This is a genomic window from Azospirillum argentinense, assembly GCF_000632475.1.
In the GTDB taxonomy this organism is placed as follows: domain Bacteria; phylum Pseudomonadota; class Alphaproteobacteria; order Azospirillales; family Azospirillaceae; genus Azospirillum; species Azospirillum baldaniorum.
Genome location: NZ_CP007794.1, coordinates 934245 through 951082, shown reverse-complemented (window position 1 = coordinate 951082; position 16838 = coordinate 934245). Strand labels below are relative to the sequence as shown.

The 16838-nt window shown below is 66.5% G+C and carries 14 protein-coding genes, 1 tRNA gene and 1 pseudogene; 11 read left to right on the top strand and 5 right to left on the bottom strand.

All coding sequences use genetic code 11. From position 1 onward, the window contains the following. Positions 1-457: 457 nt before the first annotated feature. Positions 458-820: pseudogene (locus ABAZ39_RS37035) on the top strand (IS3 family transposase); the annotation flags it as partial. Between the two features lie 246 nt (positions 821-1066). On the opposite strand, the gene ABAZ39_RS18450 reads toward ABAZ39_RS37035, so the two are convergent. Beyond that, positions 1067-1140 (bottom strand) — tRNA-Gln (locus ABAZ39_RS18450). A 199-nt stretch (positions 1141-1339) separates the two neighbouring features. On the opposite strand from ABAZ39_RS18450, the gene ABAZ39_RS18445 reads away from it, so the two are divergent. From ABAZ39_RS18445 to guaB, 3 genes are all read left to right on the top strand, one after another. Continuing rightward, a complete protein-coding gene (locus ABAZ39_RS18445) occupies positions 1340-2368 on the top strand; it encodes a Ppx/GppA phosphatase family protein (protein WP_040134305.1) in 1029 nt (342 codons plus the stop codon). 14 nt (positions 2369-2382) lie between these two features. Further along, positions 2383-3093 carry an RlmE family RNA methyltransferase gene (locus ABAZ39_RS18440; RefSeq protein ID WP_040134304.1) on the top strand — a complete coding sequence of 237 codons (711 nt, stop codon included), beginning with the start codon at positions 2383-2385 and terminating at the stop codon, positions 3091-3093. 164 nt (positions 3094-3257) lie between these two features. Continuing rightward, complete coding sequence (gene guaB / locus ABAZ39_RS18435; RefSeq protein ID WP_014197435.1) at positions 3258-4736, top strand: IMP dehydrogenase; 1479 nt, start codon at positions 3258-3260, stop codon at positions 4734-4736. 84 nt (positions 4737-4820) lie between these two features. On the opposite strand, the gene ABAZ39_RS18430 is transcribed toward guaB, so the two are convergent. After that, entirely contained in the window at positions 4821-5582 is a 762-nt protein-coding gene (locus ABAZ39_RS18430; RefSeq protein WP_040134303.1) for a TrmH family RNA methyltransferase, read from the bottom strand. A gap of 329 nt (positions 5583-5911) precedes the next feature. Here ABAZ39_RS18430 and ABAZ39_RS18425 point away from each other — a divergent pair, with 329 nt between their 5' ends. After that, positions 5912-6160 carry a DUF1272 domain-containing protein gene (locus ABAZ39_RS18425; protein ID WP_040134302.1) on the top strand — a complete coding sequence of 83 codons (249 nt, stop codon included), beginning with the start codon at positions 5912-5914 and terminating at the stop codon, positions 6158-6160. 7 nt (positions 6161-6167) lie between these two features. Here the strand turns inward: ABAZ39_RS18425 and ABAZ39_RS18420 are convergent, their stop codons facing one another. Further along, the gene (locus ABAZ39_RS18420; protein ID WP_040134301.1) at positions 6168-6686 is read right to left on the bottom strand and encodes a GNAT family N-acetyltransferase; all 519 of its coding nucleotides are present in this window, start codon (positions 6684-6686) and stop codon (positions 6168-6170) included. 13 nt (positions 6687-6699) lie between these two features. After that, the gene (gene mltA / locus ABAZ39_RS18415) at positions 6700-7866 is read right to left on the bottom strand and encodes a murein transglycosylase A (RefSeq protein WP_040134300.1); all 1167 of its coding nucleotides are present in this window, start codon (positions 7864-7866) and stop codon (positions 6700-6702) included. Between the two features lie 277 nt (positions 7867-8143). On the opposite strand from mltA, the gene ABAZ39_RS18410 reads away from it, so the two are divergent. Further along, a complete protein-coding gene (locus tag ABAZ39_RS18410; protein ID WP_040134299.1) occupies positions 8144-9490 on the top strand; it encodes an RsmB/NOP family class I SAM-dependent RNA methyltransferase in 1347 nt (448 codons plus the stop codon). A 48-nt stretch (positions 9491-9538) separates the two neighbouring features. On the opposite strand, the gene ABAZ39_RS37030 is transcribed toward ABAZ39_RS18410, so the two are convergent. Continuing rightward, positions 9539-10765: a hypothetical protein gene (locus ABAZ39_RS37030; RefSeq protein WP_247881719.1), complete on the bottom strand. Its 1227-nt coding sequence runs from the start codon at positions 10763-10765 to the stop codon at positions 9539-9541. Between the two features lie 562 nt (positions 10766-11327). On the opposite strand from ABAZ39_RS37030, the gene ABAZ39_RS18400 reads away from it, so the two are divergent. From ABAZ39_RS18400 to ABAZ39_RS18380, 5 genes are all read left to right on the top strand, one after another. After that, a complete protein-coding gene (locus ABAZ39_RS18400; protein ID WP_040134297.1) occupies positions 11328-12347 on the top strand; it encodes a purine-nucleoside phosphorylase in 1020 nt (339 codons plus the stop codon). A 120-nt stretch (positions 12348-12467) separates the two neighbouring features. Further along, positions 12468-13025 (top strand): GNAT family N-acetyltransferase, encoded by a 558-nt coding sequence (locus ABAZ39_RS18395; protein ID WP_040134296.1) that lies wholly within the window; start codon positions 12468-12470, stop codon positions 13023-13025. A 35-nt stretch (positions 13026-13060) separates the two neighbouring features. Continuing rightward, positions 13061-14611, top strand: coding sequence for a glutamine-hydrolyzing GMP synthase (gene guaA, locus ABAZ39_RS18390; RefSeq protein WP_040134295.1), 1551 nt, complete (start codon positions 13061-13063; stop codon positions 14609-14611). A 424-nt stretch (positions 14612-15035) separates the two neighbouring features. Continuing rightward, a complete protein-coding gene (locus tag ABAZ39_RS18385; protein WP_040134294.1) occupies positions 15036-15740 on the top strand; it encodes a glutathione S-transferase C-terminal domain-containing protein in 705 nt (234 codons plus the stop codon). A 72-nt stretch (positions 15741-15812) separates the two neighbouring features. Then, positions 15813-16634, top strand: a complete 822-nt coding sequence (locus tag ABAZ39_RS18380; protein ID WP_081863145.1) for a hypothetical protein — start codon at positions 15813-15815, stop codon at positions 16632-16634. The last annotated feature ends 204 nt before the right edge of the window (positions 16635-16838 follow it).

Here is a 16838-nt window from a genome sequence, read left to right as displayed (position 1 = left end):
TGATGATGGGTACGTTTTGGAAGTGCTTCTTAATGCTTTGTTTTACAACAAATGTTGCCGGACATCCCCTCCGCCATCTTTCCTGACAGCTCCCAAAGCATTGATTTTTCTGACTTTTTGACCGCGCCCAACGGCCACGGTAATACACGTTGGTATCACACGTTGGCGATGCACGGTATCACACGCGAGCGGGCGTATGGTAGGTCCATCGCGGAGACGGCGCTTGTGAGGTTGTTCATCCCTGTTCCCATAAGTGGAAAGCATCAATCTCCGCCTCGACCTCAATGACCTTCTGTTCAGCCACCTGACGGGCGGACTCAGCGGCAACCCGCGCCTCCTTGCTGTCCGCAGCAAGGCGGAGGGCTTCAGCGAAGGTCTGCGGAAGACGGAACGGAGGGACAGCCTGGATGAGCCCGCGCTCATAGGCGTCAAACTTCTGGATCACCTGAACGGTCATCTGCGCACCGAATTGCCGCTGGCGGCGCTCACTATGGCCCTCCAGCGCCAGCGGCCGGCCCCCGGCCTTCTGCACCCTTCCGACCGCGGATGCCAATACGCCTCGGCGGCCTACCGCAAGGCCTTGAAAAGCCACGGCATTACCCCGTCGATGAGCCGCAAGGGGAACTGCTGGGACAACGCGCCGATGGAAAGCTTCTTCGGGAGCCTGAAATCGGAGCTCGTCCACCATCACCGGTACGCGACCCGTGAGGACACCAAGCGGGACCTGTTCGGCTACATTGAAGGCTACTACAATCGCCAACGCCTGCACTCGGCGATTGGCTACATCACCCCTGAGCAGGCCGAGCGACAGGCCGCATAACCCGGTGTCCACTGCTTCAGGGGAAGCCCAGGCAGGGATGCCTGAAGAACTCTGTTATCTTTACCGAGTCGCCCCGTATTGGAGACCCCCAGCGCCGTGTTGCATGTGTGTCGCATGGAATTTATTGCAACGCCTGTAAAACGTTGATTTTCCTTGGTTTGGGTCGGAAGCGTGTTGCAACACGCCGAAACAGAAAAGCCCACCGGGACGGCGGGCTTATGTGATTGATTTTCAAGGTTTTGGAGTTGGTTGGGGGACTAGGATTCGAACCTAGGCTGGCGGAGTCAGAGTCCGCTGTCCTACCGCTAGACGATCCCCCAGACCGTCGCCGAGGCGGCGCTGTGCCGCATCCCGTCGTGGGCCGCCCTTTTAGCAAAGCGGATGATGCTTGTATAGCTCTTTTTTCGAGTCCAAGCCACCGGTGTGGGCGTGCGGATACAATTCAATGCCAATCGTGGGCTTTCGCTGGGACGTGAAACCGGGTTAAGATGACTCCCTTAAGCATGGCGGGGAGGAGACGTGGACCTTCAGGTGCACAGTGAACGGCAGAACGACACCGGACGGTTGCGTTCGTCGGCCCCTGCGCGCCCGGTCTTCGCGGCCCTCGACCTTGGCACCAACAATTGCCGCCTCCTCATCGCCCGACCGATTCCCGGGGGCTTCCGTGTCATCGACGCTTTTTCGCGGATCGTCCGGCTGGGCGAAGGGCTGACGCGGAACGACCAGTTGTCCGATTCGGCGATGGAACGCACCCTTGCCGCCTTGAAGATCTGCGGGTCCAAGATCGAGCGGCGCGGCGTCACCGCGGCGCGCGCCGTGGCGACCGAAGCCTGTCGCCGCGCCCGGAACTGCAGCGAGTTCGTCGATGCGGTGGAGCGGGAGACCGGCATCGCCATCGAGATCATCTCCAGCCAGGAAGAAGGGCGTCTCGCGCTCGCCGGCTGCGCGTCCCTGCTCGATCCGAACGTCCCCTATGCGGTGGTGTTCGACATCGGCGGCGGCTCGACCGAGCTGATGTGGCTGGCGGTCGAGCGGGGACGGCCCCCGCGCATCCTCGACCAGACCTCCATCCAATGCGGCGTCATCGGCCTGACCGAGCAGTTCGGCGGCGCGAACGCCGATCGCGGCATGTACCGGCGCATGGTGGAGGAGGTGGCGTCGGCCATCGCCTCCTTCGAGGCGCGCAACGGCATCCGGGAACGGGTGCTCGCCGGGCAGGTGCAGATGCTCGGCACCTCCGGCACGGTGACGACGCTGGCCGGGGTGCATCTCGGCCTCTGCCGCTACGACCGGCGGGCGGTGGATGGGAGCTTTCTGCGCATCGACCACGCCCGCGTGGTCATCGAACGTCTCGTCGCGCTGGACTTCGACGGGCGGGCGCGGCATCCCTGCATCGGACAGGACCGCGCGGATCTGGTGATCGCCGGATGCGCGGTGCTGGACGCGCTGTGCGACTGTTGGCCGGTGGAGCGCCTGCGCATCGCCGACCGCGGCTTGCGCGAGGGCATCCTCGTGGAGCTGATCGGGTCGGCGCGGCAAATCTATTAAGGAAATGTGAGACCATGGTTGGAAAGCCTCCGTCCTCCTCGACGCCGGGTGGGCGCCGCGCCACCGTCCGCGTGAAGTCCGCGGCCAAGCGCACCACCTCCTCGGCCCGCTGGCTGGAGCGGCATCTGAACGACCCCTACGTGCACGAGGCGACGAAGCGCGGCTTCCGCTCCCGCGCCGCCTTCAAGCTGCTTCAGCTCGACGAGAAGTTCCATCTGCTGGGGCCGGGCAAGCGCGTGGTCGACCTCGGCGCCGCCCCCGGCGGCTGGACGCAGGTGGCGGTGGACAAGGTGCAGTCCGGGCGCGAGGGCTGGAAGGTCGTCGGGCTGGACATCCTGCCCATGGACCCTGTGCCCGGCGCCACCACCATGCAGGCCGACTTCCTGGAGGAGGGTGCCGCCGAGCGGCTGAAGGAAGCGCTCGGCGGCCCCGCCGACGTGGTGCTGAGCGACATGGCCGCCCCGACCATCGGGCACCAGTCCACCGACCATCTGCGCATCATGGCGCTGGCCGAGGCCGCCTACGACTTCGCGGAGGAGGTGCTGGCCCCCGGCGGGGCGTTCGTCGCCAAGCTGTTCCAGGGCGGGGCGGAGAAGTCCCTGCTGGAGCGGCTGAAGCGCGATTTCGCCACGGTGCGCCACGCCAAGCCGCCGGCCAGCCGCGCGGAATCCTCCGAAACCTATGTGGTCGCCACCGGTTTCCGTGGGGCCAACATGAACGACTAGGTCCACCTCCGGCTGCGGTCCGTTCGCGCAGGTCATGGCTGGCTTGCGCGGATGAGGCCCGGCACACGACAGTTTGTGGTTCAGGCGCCTTCACAAGCCCACGGTCTTGTGTATAGTGCGCCAAATTTTTTTCCGGCCCCTTTTTATCTCCCGGGAGACCGCCGATGGCCCGCTCGTCCACGATCCGCGAAGCTCTGACCTTCGACGACGTCCTCTTGGTTCCGGCCGAAAGTTCGGTCCTGCCGAACGAGGTGGACACCCGGACGCGCCTGACCAAGACCATCGAACTGGGCATCCCCCTGATGTCCTCCGCGATGGACACGGTGACCGAAAGCAGCCTCGCCATCGCCATGGCCCAGGCCGGCGGCATCGGCGTGGTCCACCGCAACCTGACCATCGAGCAGCAGGCCGAAGAAGTCCGCAAGGTCAAGCGGTACGAGTCCGGCATGGTGGTCAACCCGATCACCATCACGCCGGGCCAGACGCTGGCCGACGCGCTCCAGCTCATGGCCGACTACCGCATCTCCGGCATCCCGGTGGTGGAAAGCCACGACTCCCGCGGCAGCGGCAAGCTGGTCGGCATCCTGACCAACCGCGACGTCCGCTTCGCCACCAACCCGAACCAGCCGGTCAGCGAATTGATGACCAAGGACGTGGTGTCGGTGCGCGAGGGCGTCAGCCAGGACGAGGCCAAGCGCCTGCTGCACCAGCACCGCATCGAGAAGTTGCTGGTGGTGGACGAGGCCCATCGCTGCATCGGCCTCGTCACGGTCAAGGACATGGAGAAGGCCCAGGCCTATCCCAACGCCTGCAAGGACGCCCAGGGCCGCCTGCGCGTCGCCGCCGCCACCGGCACCGGCTCGGACGGTCTGCGCCGTGCCGAGGCGCTGTTCGACGCCGGCGTCGACGTTCTGGTGGTCGACACCGCCCACGGCCATTCGCTGAAGGTGCTGGATCAGGTGCGCGCCGCGCGCAACATGTCCAACTACACCCAGGTGATCGCCGGCAATGTGGCGACCGCCGAGGCGGCGAAGGCGCTGGTCGATGCCGGGGCGGACGCCGTGAAGGTCGGCATCGGCCCCGGCTCCATCTGCACCACCCGCATCGTCGCGGGCGTCGGCGTTCCGCAGCTCACCGCCATCATGGACGTGGTCGAGGCCTGCGAGAAGATGGGCATCCCGGTGATCGCCGACGGCGGCATCAAGTTCTCGGGCGATCTCGCCAAGGCCATCGCGGCGGGCGCCAGCGTGGCGATGCTGGGCAGCCTGTTCGCCGGCACCGACGAGAGCCCCGGCGAGGTCATCCTGTACCAGGGCCGCTCCTACAAGAGCTACCGCGGCATGGGCTCGGTGGGCGCCATGGCCCGCGGCTCGGCGGACCGCTACTTCCAGCAGGAAGTCTCGACCATGAAGCTGGTGCCGGAAGGCGTCGAAGGCCGCGTGCCCTACAAGGGCCCAGTGTCGGCGGTCATCCACCAGCTCGTCGGCGGTCTGCGCGCGGCCATGGGCTACACCGGCAGCCAGTCCATCGCCGAGATGCAGACGAAGTGCGAATTCGTCCGCATCACCAACGCCGGCCTGCGCGAGAGCCACGTCCACGACATCACCATCACCAACGAGTCGCCGAACTACCGCCAGGGCTGATCGGGCGCTCCTTGGAGTGAGGTTCGAGAAGGCGAGGGGGCGTTCCCCTCGCCTTTTTCATGTCCGCGTTTCAGCGTTTCTCGGTCAGCGGTTGGCGGCGAAGTGGCTGAACAGCGCCACGCTGGCCGCGACGGTGGCGTTAAGGGATTCCACGGCCCCCGTGGTCGGGATGGACAGGCGCTGGACGGGCAGGGCGGCGGGAATGCCCTGGCCTTCCTCGCCAAGGACCAGACGGACGTCGCGCGGCCAGCGGTAGGCCGCCATGTCGGCGCCACCGGCGTCCAGGGCGACCAGCGGCCCGGCGGCCCGGTTCACATCCTCCCATCGGCCGCCGCGCAGCAGGGTCAACTCGAACTGGGCATTCGACGCGGCGCGCAGGCACTTGGGGTGATAGGGGTGCGCCGCGCCATCGAGCAGGATCACTCGCCGGGCGCCGAAGGCGGCGGCGCTGCGCAGCAGGGCGCCGAGGTTGTTGGGATCGCCGAGCGCGCAGATCAGCTCCAGCCCTTGCGGCGGTCGCGACAGGTCGATCAACGGCGTGTCCGGCACCGTGCCGACGAGCAGGGGAAAACCGGTGCCTGAGGCGTCCAGGGTGCGGAACAGGGTGGGGGCGAGCTGGACGATCTCCAGCCCCGCGGGCAGGCGCCAGCCCTCGGTCTGCGCCGGATCGGTGACGAGCAGTGTGGAGAAGCGCTCCGGCCAGCGGGCCAGCGCCTCCGGCACTGTCTTCAGCCCCGCGAGCAGGAACTTGCCCTGTTTCTTCAGGCCACGGCTCTCCAGCAGTGACTCCCACAACTTGAACTGCTGATTCTGCGGGCTTTCGATCAGGCGCGGCGGGCGGATCATGCGGGACAGGCTTTCCAGGGCGGGCGGTCGTCGATGCTGCTGCGGACCTTAAGGCGCGGGGCGCCGCGTTGGGAAGGCCGTTCGGATTCTGAAACACTCCCTCTCCCGCCCCGGGAGAGGGAAGGGGCCCGCGCGAAGCGTGGGAAGGGTGAGGGTACCGGCAAGGAAAAGCATCGTGATTCTCGCGCAACCCTCACCCGGCGCCTGCGGCGCCACCCTCTCCCGGGGCGGGAGAGGGATTCCAAGCGCATTTGCATTGCGCCACCGCCTGTTCTCCCGCTGCTACGCCGTTGCTATCATCGCAGAACCACGGATAGGCGATCCCCATCATGCTTGCGCTGCGGCCCAACTGCGAATGCTGCGACCGGGATTTGCCCCCGGACTCCCGCGATGCCTACATCTGTTCCTTCGAATGCACCTTCTGTGGTGACTGCCGGGATGGGGTGCTGAAGGGACATTGTCCGAACTGCGGCGGCGAGCTGGTGCGGCGGCCCATCCGTCCGGCGGCGAAGCTGGCCAACAACCCGGCGTCCACGCAACGGGTGCTCAAGGCCGACGGTTGTCCGCCCGCTTTCTAAACGGTGCTCAATCCAAGCGCCGGCCGAGGAACAGAAGCGCCCCCCGCTGGGTCGCCGCGGTGAAGCCGGCGCGCTGGTAGAAGGCGACGTTCCGCGCGAAGACCCCGGTCACCAGATGCAGGCCGGGCAGGCCATCGGCGCGGCAGTCCTCGGCGAAGCGGTCCACCAGCGCCCGCCCGATCCCATGATCGCGGAAGCCGGGCCGGACGTTGATGTGGAGATGGGCGGGAAAGGCGGCGAAGCGGTCGGCGAAGACCTCGTATTTCGGGATGATGCCGGCGAGGTCCAGCGCCCCGGCACTGTCCTTGCAGCCGGTCAGATAGCCGATGACGGTGCCGTCCTCGGCCAAGGCGAACCACAGGTCGTCCGGCGCCCGCTCCACATACCAGCCCGTCCAGGTGCGGAAGAAGGCCGCACGCTCCTCCGCCGAGGCGAAGTCCTTGCGCAGCGTGGACAGGAAGAAGATGTCCTCCAGCGCGGTGAGGGCGGCCGCGCGGTTGGGCAACTCCGGCAATCGTACCAGCATCGGCGACCAGACCTCAGCGGCGTTGCGCCAGCGTGAAGGAGGTGGTGCGCGGCGCCAGCATCGTGTAGCGGCCCTTGGCCTTCATCACCCCGGCGCCCTCCGCGGCCTCTGCCCCATGGCCCCAGAACAGGTCGCCGCGCACCGCACCCTTGATGGCGCCGCCGGTGTCCTGGGCGACGACGAGGCGCTTGATCTCGCCCTGCGGCACCGGCGCTTCGCGGACGTCCAGCCACAGCGGCACGCCGAGCGGGACGTAGCCGGGGTCCACGGCGAGGCTGCGGCCCGCCGTCAATTCCATGTTGCGCGCGCCGCGCGCGCCGACGTCGGGGCGGAGCTGGAAGAAGACGTAGGACGGGTTCAGGTTCATCACCCGCTTGGCCTCTCCGGGATGCTCGGTCAGCCAGCGGCGGATCAGCGGCATGGTCACCTGCTCCGGCGTGGCGTAGCCGATGTCGATCAGGTGCCGCCCGATGGGGACATAGCGGTGGCCGTTCTGCCCGCCATAGCCCAGAGCCACCACCGACCCGTCGGTCATCCGCACCCGGCCGGACCCCTGGATTTCCAGGAAGAAGGCGTCGATGGGATCATCCACCCACAGGATTTCCAGTCCCTTGCCCTTCAGCGCGCCGTCGGTGATGCGGGCGCGGCTGGGCAGGCCGCGCTTGGTCCGCTTGGGCGCCTTGTAGAGGGGGACGTTGTAGCGCTCGGTCCGGGTCCAGCTTCCGCGCAACTCGACCTCGTAATAGCCGGTGAACAGCCCCTCCTGCCCCTCGGACAGGGCGACGGGGGTGAAGTGATCCTCGAAGAAGCGGCGGGCGGTTTCCGGCTGGGCGTCGGGCAGGCCGCGCAACGCCTCGCAGATCGGACGCCAGTCCGACGTGGTGCCGGCGGCGGGGTTGGGGCCGAGCGGCTTGCCGGCGGGCTGCGACGCCACCCAGCGGCAGGTGCGCTGAAGGGCGGGCAGAGCCTGCGCGTGGTCGTCGTCGATCCAGCCCGGCAGTCCGCGGAAATCCGCGGAGACCTTCTCCATGCCCGGCCGCCAGGACGCCGCGGTGACGCCGCCGCCCGGTCCCGATCCGGTCGCCGCGTCGCCCGCACAGCCCGCCAGCAGGCCGAACGCAAGAAGGGTGGAGACGCGCGCCAACGCACGCGCCATGACACTGCCGACCGCAGCCGTCATCGCGGACCTCGCACCAGATTTCAAGAAGACGCCGAAGAAGAGGGAGCGCTGGACTTGCCGCCCGCAAGAGAGCCAGGGCAAGAACAACTACCCCTTTTTTGCCTCATTCATGGGATTGCGGTCAACCGCTCTTCGTGCGGATGGTTTCGATCGGGCCGTCTTGTCACAGGGCGCGCGCCCTGGGACGGCGACTCGAAGGGCTGCCGCGCGTGCGCGGGGGATGACAAGCGCCCCCCGCTCGGGTTATCGAGCAGGGAATCTATCCGAGGACCATCCCATGACCCCCGCCGCCCGCCTTCAGGCGGTCATCGACCTGCTGACCGAGATCGACGAAACCCCGCGCCCCGCCGACGCGGTGATGAGCGCCTATTTCCGCGCCCGCCGCTACATCGGGTCGAAAGACCGCACCGCGGTGGCGCAGACGGCCTACGCGATCCTGCGGCGGCATGCCCGGCTGTGCTGGTGGCTGGAGCGTCAGGGCCACCCGCTGACCCCGCGCGCCCGCGCGCTCGCCAACGAGATCCTGGCCGAGGGCAAGGCCGCCGCGACGGTCAAGGCGCTGTTCGGCGCCACCAAATTCGCCCCGGACCCGCTGGCGCCGGAGGAGGCGAAGCTCGCCAACGAGCTGGACACCCACACGCTGGAGCATCCGCAGATGCCGGAGAGCGTGGCCGTGGAATGCCCGCCCTGGGCCGAGGAGCCGATGCGCGCCGCCATGGGCGACCGCTTCGCGGTGGAGATGCGGACGCTGCTGGACTCCGCGCCCCTCGACCTGCGCATCAACCCGGTGAAGGCCAACCGTGAGAGCGCGATCAAGGCGCTGGCCCGCGCCCAGATCACGGCGACGCCGACGCAGTGGTCCCCGCTGGGCCTGCGCGTCCAGGGCCGCCCACCGCTGGGCGCCGTGGACGCCTTCAAGGACGGTCTGGTCGAGATCCAGGACGAGGGCTCGCAGCTCGTGGCGATCGCGGTCGCGCCGAAGCCGGGGCAGCAGGTGGTGGACTTCTGCGCCGGGGCCGGCGGCAAGACGCTGGCCATCGCCGCGCTGATGAAGAACAAGGGCCGCGTCGTCGCCTGCGACGTGCTGGCCGGGCGCCTGAAACGCGCCGCCGAGCGGTTCCGCCGCGCCGGCCTGCACAACATCGAGGCGCACCCGCTGTCCAGCGAGCGCGACCCCTGGGTGAAGCGGCACAAGCGCAAGTTCGACCGCGTGCTGGTGGACGCGCCGTGCAGCGGCACCGGCACCTGGCGGCGCAACCCCGACAGCCGCTGGCGCCAGCTCGGCCCTGGCCTGGCGGAACTGGTTCCGCTCCAGGCGAACATCCTGGACAGCGCGGCCCGTCTGGTGAAGCCCGGCGGGCGGCTGGTCTACGCCACCTGCTCCCTGCTGCCGGAGGAGAACGAGAAGCAGGTCGCCGCGTTCCTGGAGACCCACCCCGACTTCACCGTGCTGCCGGTCGCCGAGGTCTGGGCGGAGGAGGGCGCGGGCACCCCGCCCGCCGAGGGGCCATATCTGCGCCTGACCCCGGCCCGCCACGACACCGACGGCTTCTTCGCCGCCGTGATGGTGCGCAAGGCGGAAGAGGAGCCGGTGGAAGCGGCAGACGGGGAACAGCCCGAGTGACAAGACACCACGAGGCGCCAGCCATGACGCGGCGTGGCGCACGTGGGACTACCGGTAATCGAAGATTCCCCCGCCGATCAGGCGGCGGACGGTGTCGCCGAAGGCGGCGAACGGATTCAGGCTGATGCCGAGATCGGCGATCTTCTTCGCCGCATCATCGCCACCATCCTCGATGGTGAGGAAATAGGCGCTGGCCTGAGCATCCCTTCCGGTTGCCGGGGATGGTGATGCCGACGGCTTATCGACGCGGATCGGGGAATTGTCCGGCTGCGCCGGCGTGTCGGCCTGGCGCTGGCCGCGCTGAAGGAGCAGCGCTCCGCTGAGCGCGCGATTGGCGGCCTCCGAATCGAGATCGACGGTGGCGACATCGACGCCGGACTGTGCGAAGCCGATGCGTTTCAGGCGCGTCGTCAAGCCCTTTGCCACGTCTTCACCGGTCAGGGTGCCGGCGCGCACGGCGTCGTCCAGTTTCCGGCGGTCCTCGTCGCCCAGCGCTTCGTTGAACATGGTGAGGGCGTTGCCTTTCAGGGCATCGGCCAGTTTGTGCGTGAGGCCGGAGTCCGAGGGCTTGTCCGTGACGGCCTGATTTTCCGGGACGGGCGGCGGCGAGGGGGCAGCGGATTTGGGCTCAATGCCGGGAATGTCGACGGTTTCCGCGAATTTCTGGAACGCGTTGCCGAAAACGGTCCGGTCGAAGCCGAGTTCCTGAAGCTTCTGCTCGGCGGCCTCGCCATCCGGCGCGTACAGATCCGCGAAGCCAGTGTCCGCACCCATGGATGCCAGCGCGGATTTGAAGCCCTGCATGTTTTTCGTGAATCCGCTGGCGTCGCTGAGAATGGCCGTCTGATCGGTCGGCCTTCCATAGGCGCCACGGGTCGCCGCGATGTCGCTCTTGAACGCGTCCTGGACCGGTTTCAGGCGTTCGTTCATTTCGTCCATCGAGATTTCGCCGCGCTGGTGGGCCTCCTGAATCTCCTGAGTCTTGCGCCCGACCTCGGACAGCGCACCGGACATCCGGCTGCCATAAGCCTGCAGTTTCTGCCAGGCGGCTTCCGAGTCGGCGAGCCGTTGCTTGTCCTCCTCGTCGCGGGGGCGTTCGGAGACGTAGCGGTTGAAGGTCGCCTTGGTCGCCAGCGATTTCAGTCCGGTCACCGCGTCGTCGGCGCTGATCTTGCCCGCGTTGACGAGCCCTTCCAGCATCCCACGGGCCTTGGAGTCGAGTTGCTTGAACACATCGGCGGCAACTCCGCTCAACGCCTGCCCGAGCTTGCTCACGGACACGGCATCCGCGCTCTTGCTGCTTCCCGCGTTTGAAACCGGATGTTCGGGAGAGCCGGTGCCGGACTGTATGGGTTTCCAATATCCCGTAGCGGACAAGGGAAGGGAAGTGTTGATCGCGCCGCTGGCCATTGGTCCGCCTCTCGATCTTCGCCCACAGTACTTTTTGCGCCCTCTATAGTTGCCGGTGTCGATTAACGTTTCATTAAAGATAATTAGAAGTCTAAGTATACCAGAATATGTGGTGCGCATAGATTTACGGTTGAATGGCCTCTTATTGAACGAAGTTGAAGTGATATGGCAATGAGAGTGTTATCAAATTGATGGAGTTTTATCTGCAGGCCGACGGTGGTGTTGTGTGAGAATGAACGGATGGAGATCGTTTGTTGGGAAGCGGAAGTGAGGGGATCAGCAAGGGGGCGGGCTGCGGCCCGGACAGACGTGGAGTGGGGGCCGTTCTCATGCGGCGACGCGCGTGGGGCTCTGCTGATTTCGTGTGGGTCAGAGCGCAAGGTTTGCGGTTAGGGTGCGACCTTTCCCCGCATGTTGGAGCGCAATGATGTGGAACACGTCCCGCTGGCGGAGCGCCGCCCTGTCCGCCCTTTTCCTGCTGGGGCTGGGCACCTCCGCCGAAGCGGCTGAGCCGGTCAAGGTCAAGGTGTTCGTCGGCGCCATGTTCGAGATCGGCAAGAACACCGGCGACCGCGCCGGCGAGTTCCAGAACTGGTACGAGCGCTACTGGCAGTCCGCCGAGCCGATCGCCGTCAAGGGTGCGCTGAACCCGGTCTACTGCAACGCCGACGGCGTCTGCGGCGCGGTTCTGGGCATGGGGAAGGTCAGTTCCTCCGCGTCCATGCAGGCGATCCTGCTGAACCCGCAGCTCGACCTGTCGCAGGCCTACTTCATCATCTCCGGCGTGGCCGGCACGCCGCCGTCGCGCGGCACCATCGCCGAAGTCAACTGGGCGACCTGGCTTGTGGATTACGACCTGGGCCACCGCTGGGCGCCGGAGGAGGGCAAGCCGGGCGAGCCGACCTTCATGCCGCGCAAGGGTTACGAGTCCGTTCGCCTGTTCCAGCTGAACCCCGCCCTGGTCTCCTGGGCCATGAAGCTGACCGGCGACACGCCGCTGAAGGACTCCGACAGCGCCCGCGCCTACCGCCAGCGCTACCCGCAGGACGCCGCCCGGCGCGCGCCCTTCGTCGGCACCGGCACGCACATGACCGGCGACACCTTCTTCCATGGCCCCGGCATGTCCGAGCAGGCGCAGTACATCGCCAAGCTCTACGGCGCCGACGACTACGTCATCACCGAGATGGAGGCCGCGGCGATCACTCTGGTCATCAAGCGCACGCTGGGCTCCGACCGGGTGATGAGTCTGCGTGGCGCGGTGAACTTCGACCAGGGCAACCCCAAGGAAACCACGCTGGAGCATCTCGACCCGAAGCCGGGCGAGACCGCCGGCGGCTTCGCCGAGACGGTGGAGAATGTGGCGTTGGTCGGCGCGCGCATGACCGACCACATCGTTTCCCACTGGGACCAGTGGCAGGCGGGCGTTCCGGCGCTCCCGGCCCCGTAACCCGAAGGTCGCGTCTGCTGCGGACCTTCCGCCGTCGTCCCGGCTCTTTTGGCTGACTGGACATGCTCCGGCCCGGCTCCCAGTTTCCATTGGGGTGGGAAACGGGTCCGGAGATGTCCCATGGATGAAGCGCTGGTGATTCGCGACGCGCGCCCGTCGGACGCGGTGGGCATCGCCAAGGTCCATGTCGCCACGTGGCAATCCACCTATCCAGGCCTCGTCCCCGACACCTATCTCGTCAACCTGTCGGAAGCCGCCGCGGCGATGCGCTGGCACAACGCCGTCCAGGCGCACGGGCCGGGGCAGGGCGCCCTGGTCGTGGTGGATGGCATGGACTCGGTGGTGGGATTCGCCACCTACGGCGGGCGCCGCATTCCCGTCGAGGGGTACGAGGGGGAATTCTACGCCCTCTATCTGCTGGACGAGGCGCAGGGGCAGGGGCTGGGCCGCCGCCTGATGGCGACCATGGCCGAACGGCTCCAGGAGGGCGGCAAGCGCACCGCCGTGGTGTGGTGCCTGCGCGACAACCCGGCGCGCTGGTTCTACGAGCGGTTGGGCGGTGTCCGCGTGGCGGAGCGGCCCATCCGCTTCGCCGGAGCGGAGTTGGTGGAGATCGCCTATGGCTGGCGCGACCTCGCCCCGCTTGCACGCTTGTCCGCGGGGCCTGAAATGCGGTAGTCAGGGGCTTGTCCCCCCGCATCAGGTTGTCGTCCATGTCCGCCGAGCGCGTTCTCATCCTCGATTTCGGGTCGCAGGTGACCCAGCTCATCGCCCGCCGCGTCCGTGAAGCCGGCGTCTATTGCGAAATCCATCCGTTCAGCATGAGCGAGGAGCGGATTCGCGACTACGCGCCGAAGGCGATCATCCTGTCGGGCAGCCCGGCCTCCGTCACCGAAGAGAACGGCCCGCGCGCACCGGAGGTGGTCTTCACGCTGGGCGTTCCGGTCCTGGGCATCTGCTACGGCCAGCAGACGATGTGCCACCAGCTCGGCGGCACCGTGTCGGGCTCCGACCACCGCGAGTTCGGGCGCGCCTTCATCGAGGTGAAGCAGACCTGCGCGCTGTTCGACGGCCTGTGGGCGGTCGGCTCGCGCGAGCAGGTGTGGATGAGCCACGGCGATCGCGTCACCGCCCTGCCGGACGGTTTCCAGGCCGTGGCGGTCAGCGACGGTGCGCCCTTCGCCGCCATCGCCGACGACGCCCGCCAGTTCTACGGCGTGCAGTTCCACCCGGAGGTCGTGCACACCCCGCATGGCGCGCAGCTCCTGTCGAACTTCGTGCACCGCGTCGCGGGCCTGAAGGGCGACTGGACCATGGCCGCCTTCAAGCAGCAGGCCATCGAGAAGATCCGCGCCCAGGTCGGCACCGGCAAGGTGATCTGCGGCTTGTCGGGCGGCGTCGATTCCTCGGTGGCCGCCGTGCTGATCCACGAGGCCATCGGCGACCAGCTCACCTGCATCTTCGTCGACACCGGCCTGATGCGCGCCGGCGAGGCGGAGGAGGTGGTGACGCTGTTCCGCGACCACTACAACATCCCGCTGGTTCACCGGAACGCGTCGGAGCTGTTCCTGGGCAAGCTGGCCGGCGTCACCGACCCGGAGCAGAAGCGCAAGATCATCGGCGGTCTGTTCATCGAGGTGTTCGACGAGGAGAGCGCCAGGGTCGGCGGCGCGCAGTTCCTGGCCCAAGGCACGCTGTACCCCGATGTGATCGAGAGCGTGTCCTTCACCGGCGGCCCGTCGGTCACCATCAAGTCGCACCACAACGTCGGCGGCCTGCCGGAGCGCATGAAGCTGAAGCTGGTGGAGCCGCTGCGCGAGCTGTTCAAGGACGAAGTCCGCGCTCTCGGCCGCGAACTCGGCCTGCCGGCTGCCTTCATCGGCCGCCACCCGTTCCCCGGCCCGGGCCTCGCCATCCGCGTTCCCGGCGAGATCACCCCGGAGAAGCTGGACATCCTGCGCAAGGCCGACACGGTCTATCTGGAGGAGATCCGCAACGCCGGCCTCTACGACGCGATCTGGCAGGCCTTCGCGGTGCTGCTGCCGGTGCGCACCGTGGGCGTGATGGGCGACGGGCGGACCTACGACCATGTGCTGGCCCTGCGCGCGGTGACCTCCACCGACGGCATGACCGCCGACTGGTACCCGTTCCCGCACGATTTCCTGGCCCGCGTGTCGAACCGCATCGTGAACGAAGTCCGCGGCGTCAACCGTGTCGTCTACGACATCACCTCGAAGCCGCCCGGCACCATCGAGTGGGAATGATGTCAAGGACTTAGGTCTGCGGTAACTCGGTGCTGTTGCTTCATCCAGCTCTGGACCGACGCCCATCCAACGCCACCGACCCGCCCGTAGGGCAGGGGGCGGGGCGACAACCCCGATCCCATCAGGGCACTCACCCGCCGGCCTGGAGCTGCTGTACCTGCATGGTGATGATGGTGACGCAGTTCGCCAGCCGGCTGGGGAGGAGTGTTGTCCGCCCCTCCGGCGCTGGGTGTCGCCTCGACCTATCGGCTGGTTGCTTCTCATCTCGCTCCGCTCAATGTGGCCCCTGTCCTAATGATCGGATATTCAATGGTTGCTACTCCATGCCAAGCTGAATAGCGGGCCGAAGGGGATGTGGCCGTCGCCGATCCCCTCTGGTGCCGGATCGTGGCCCCAGCCGGGCTGCAAGTGGACGGAGCCGGCTATGATCACGCTGTACACCTACCCCCACCTTTATGGCTTGGCGGACAACAATCCCTACGGCCTCAAGGTTGTGGCGTTTATGCGCCTATGTGGATTGCCCTATCAGCAAAAGCATATCATCGACGCCCGTGACGCCCCTCGCGGGCAACTGCCGTACATCTTGGATGGTAGCACCGTGATTGGAGACAGTGATCTCATCATAGCATACCTGATCACTCAACATCGCTTGTCGATTGATGACGATCTTAGTGAGGCCGAACGACGCATCGACCATATGATCCGGCGCACGCTCGATAATCTGTATTGGGTAATGTCCTTCTCGCGGTGGTCCGATGATCGTTTTTGGCCCTTGTTTCGGAGCCAACTGCTCAACACGCATTCAGACCTCTCTGAAGCACTTCTAGAGGCGGCACGGGAATACAACCTGAAGCGCTACTGTTTCCAGGGTATCGGCCGTTATGATCGTGACCAAGTCTACAGCCGCGGTCTCGCTGATCTGAACGCCATCGCTGGCGCCTTGGCGGACCGGCCCTTCCTGTTCGGCGATACTCCACACAGCGTCGACACGGCGCTGATGGGCTTTCTGCCCAACATTTACTGGTACGAGATCGATACGCCGTTGCGCGCTTTTGTTACGGCACAGCCTAATCTGGTCGACTTCTGCCGTCGCACGGCTCCATTGGTGAGTTTGGCGCAGCCCGTATAGGGGAGGCCTTGGCGGGCGAAACTGGACGGGAACCAACGTCACGTCGGCGTGGCCGTTTGATGGAGGCAATCCGTGCCATTCGCTCGTGCTTTGGCCTATACGGTCTACACGCTGTGGGTTTCGGTTTGCGCTTTCGCCCCGGAGTTGCTCTGGCAAGGGTTCGTGCTGATGCGTGGCCATTTCGGGGCCGCAGAACTGTTTTCCGCACTGTTCATTGGTACGCTCTTCGCCTTCTTCGTCGAACCGCTGATGGAACGGCTCAAGGCCGGGCGATGGCATTTGGCGCACGCACCATCCGGTGGAATGCTGCTTGGCGTTCTGGTGTCGCTGGCCTTTGGGATTGTCGTCGTGTGCATCCACGAAGCGATGATTGCGTATATCGGCGCTGAACACGCCGGTGACGAGGCTAAGAAAGCCAGTTTGGCACGAGCGATCGACAGCGCTTGCGAGTGGGCTTCGATTCCGGCAGCGGTCACGGCCGCCTGGTTCGTCTCGGGCACGTCTCGCCGGCTGGCTCTTCCGGCGACGGGCTTAGCGTGCGTATGGATTGTCTTCATCGGCCACTCTTATGGATGGGGTTGGCCGATCGTGGTGACGAGCGCGGTGCCAGGCTTTTTGATCGCGCTGTTGGGCAGCAGAGTCGTTCTTCGCCGTTGGGATGCGAGCACCATTCCGGTGTTAGCTCAGCTCACGGCGTGGGTAGCAGGGAGTTGGATGCTACTGGCTTGGGGAATTCAGGCGGGCTCCGAACTGATCGACAGCCCAGGCTTGCAACTTTACACGCCGGAGGCCTTCTACGAGGATCTTCGCTTTTACCTTGGCTGGTGCCTGGGCCTCTCCGTCGCCCCCAACCCCGTGCCGGACAATGGGGCGCAAAACGGTCGGGCAACCTGAAGCGTCCATTGGCTTACGGTCGAGTTCGGAGCCCCAAACATCCATACCACGAGCACGCTGGTCGGGAATCGTCAACTCGTCGTGTCGGTCATCGAAGACCGTCGCCGGCTGGTGCACGGCGAGGCCGGCCCGGATGCTGACGAGGGGATGTTGATTCGCCCGCAGTGCAGCTGAACGCCGGATTCGCTCAACGTCGCCCCTTAG

Excerpts from the sequence above, each read along its gene's own strand:
- ABAZ39_RS18385 (WP_040134294.1), top strand. The coding sequence starts at position 15,036 with ATGATCACGCTGTACACCTACCCCCACCTTTATGGCTTGGCGGACAAC.
- ABAZ39_RS18425 (WP_040134302.1), top strand. The coding sequence starts at position 5,912 with ATGCTTGCGCTGCGGCCCAACTGCGAATGCTGCGACCGGGATTTGCCC.
- ABAZ39_RS18410 (WP_040134299.1), top strand. The coding sequence starts at position 8,144 with ATGACCCCCGCCGCCCGCCTTCAGGCGGTCATCGACCTGCTGACCGAG.
- ABAZ39_RS18440 (WP_040134304.1), top strand. The coding sequence starts at position 2,383 with ATGGTTGGAAAGCCTCCGTCCTCCTCGACGCCGGGTGGGCGCCGCGCC.
- mltA (WP_040134300.1), bottom strand. The coding sequence starts at position 7,866 with ATGACGGCTGCGGTCGGCAGTGTCATGGCGCGTGCGTTGGCGCGCGTC.
- ABAZ39_RS18400 (WP_040134297.1), top strand. The coding sequence starts at position 11,328 with ATGTGGAACACGTCCCGCTGGCGGAGCGCCGCCCTGTCCGCCCTTTTC.
- guaA (WP_040134295.1), top strand. The coding sequence starts at position 13,061 with ATGTCCGCCGAGCGCGTTCTCATCCTCGATTTCGGGTCGCAGGTGACC.
- guaB (WP_014197435.1), top strand. The coding sequence starts at position 3,258 with ATGGCCCGCTCGTCCACGATCCGCGAAGCTCTGACCTTCGACGACGTC.
- ABAZ39_RS18430 (WP_040134303.1), bottom strand. The coding sequence starts at position 5,582 with ATGATCCGCCCGCCGCGCCTGATCGAAAGCCCGCAGAATCAGCAGTTC.
- ABAZ39_RS18395 (WP_040134296.1), top strand. The coding sequence starts at position 12,468 with ATGGATGAAGCGCTGGTGATTCGCGACGCGCGCCCGTCGGACGCGGTG.
- ABAZ39_RS18420 (WP_040134301.1), bottom strand. The coding sequence starts at position 6,686 with ATGCTGGTACGATTGCCGGAGTTGCCCAACCGCGCGGCCGCCCTCACC.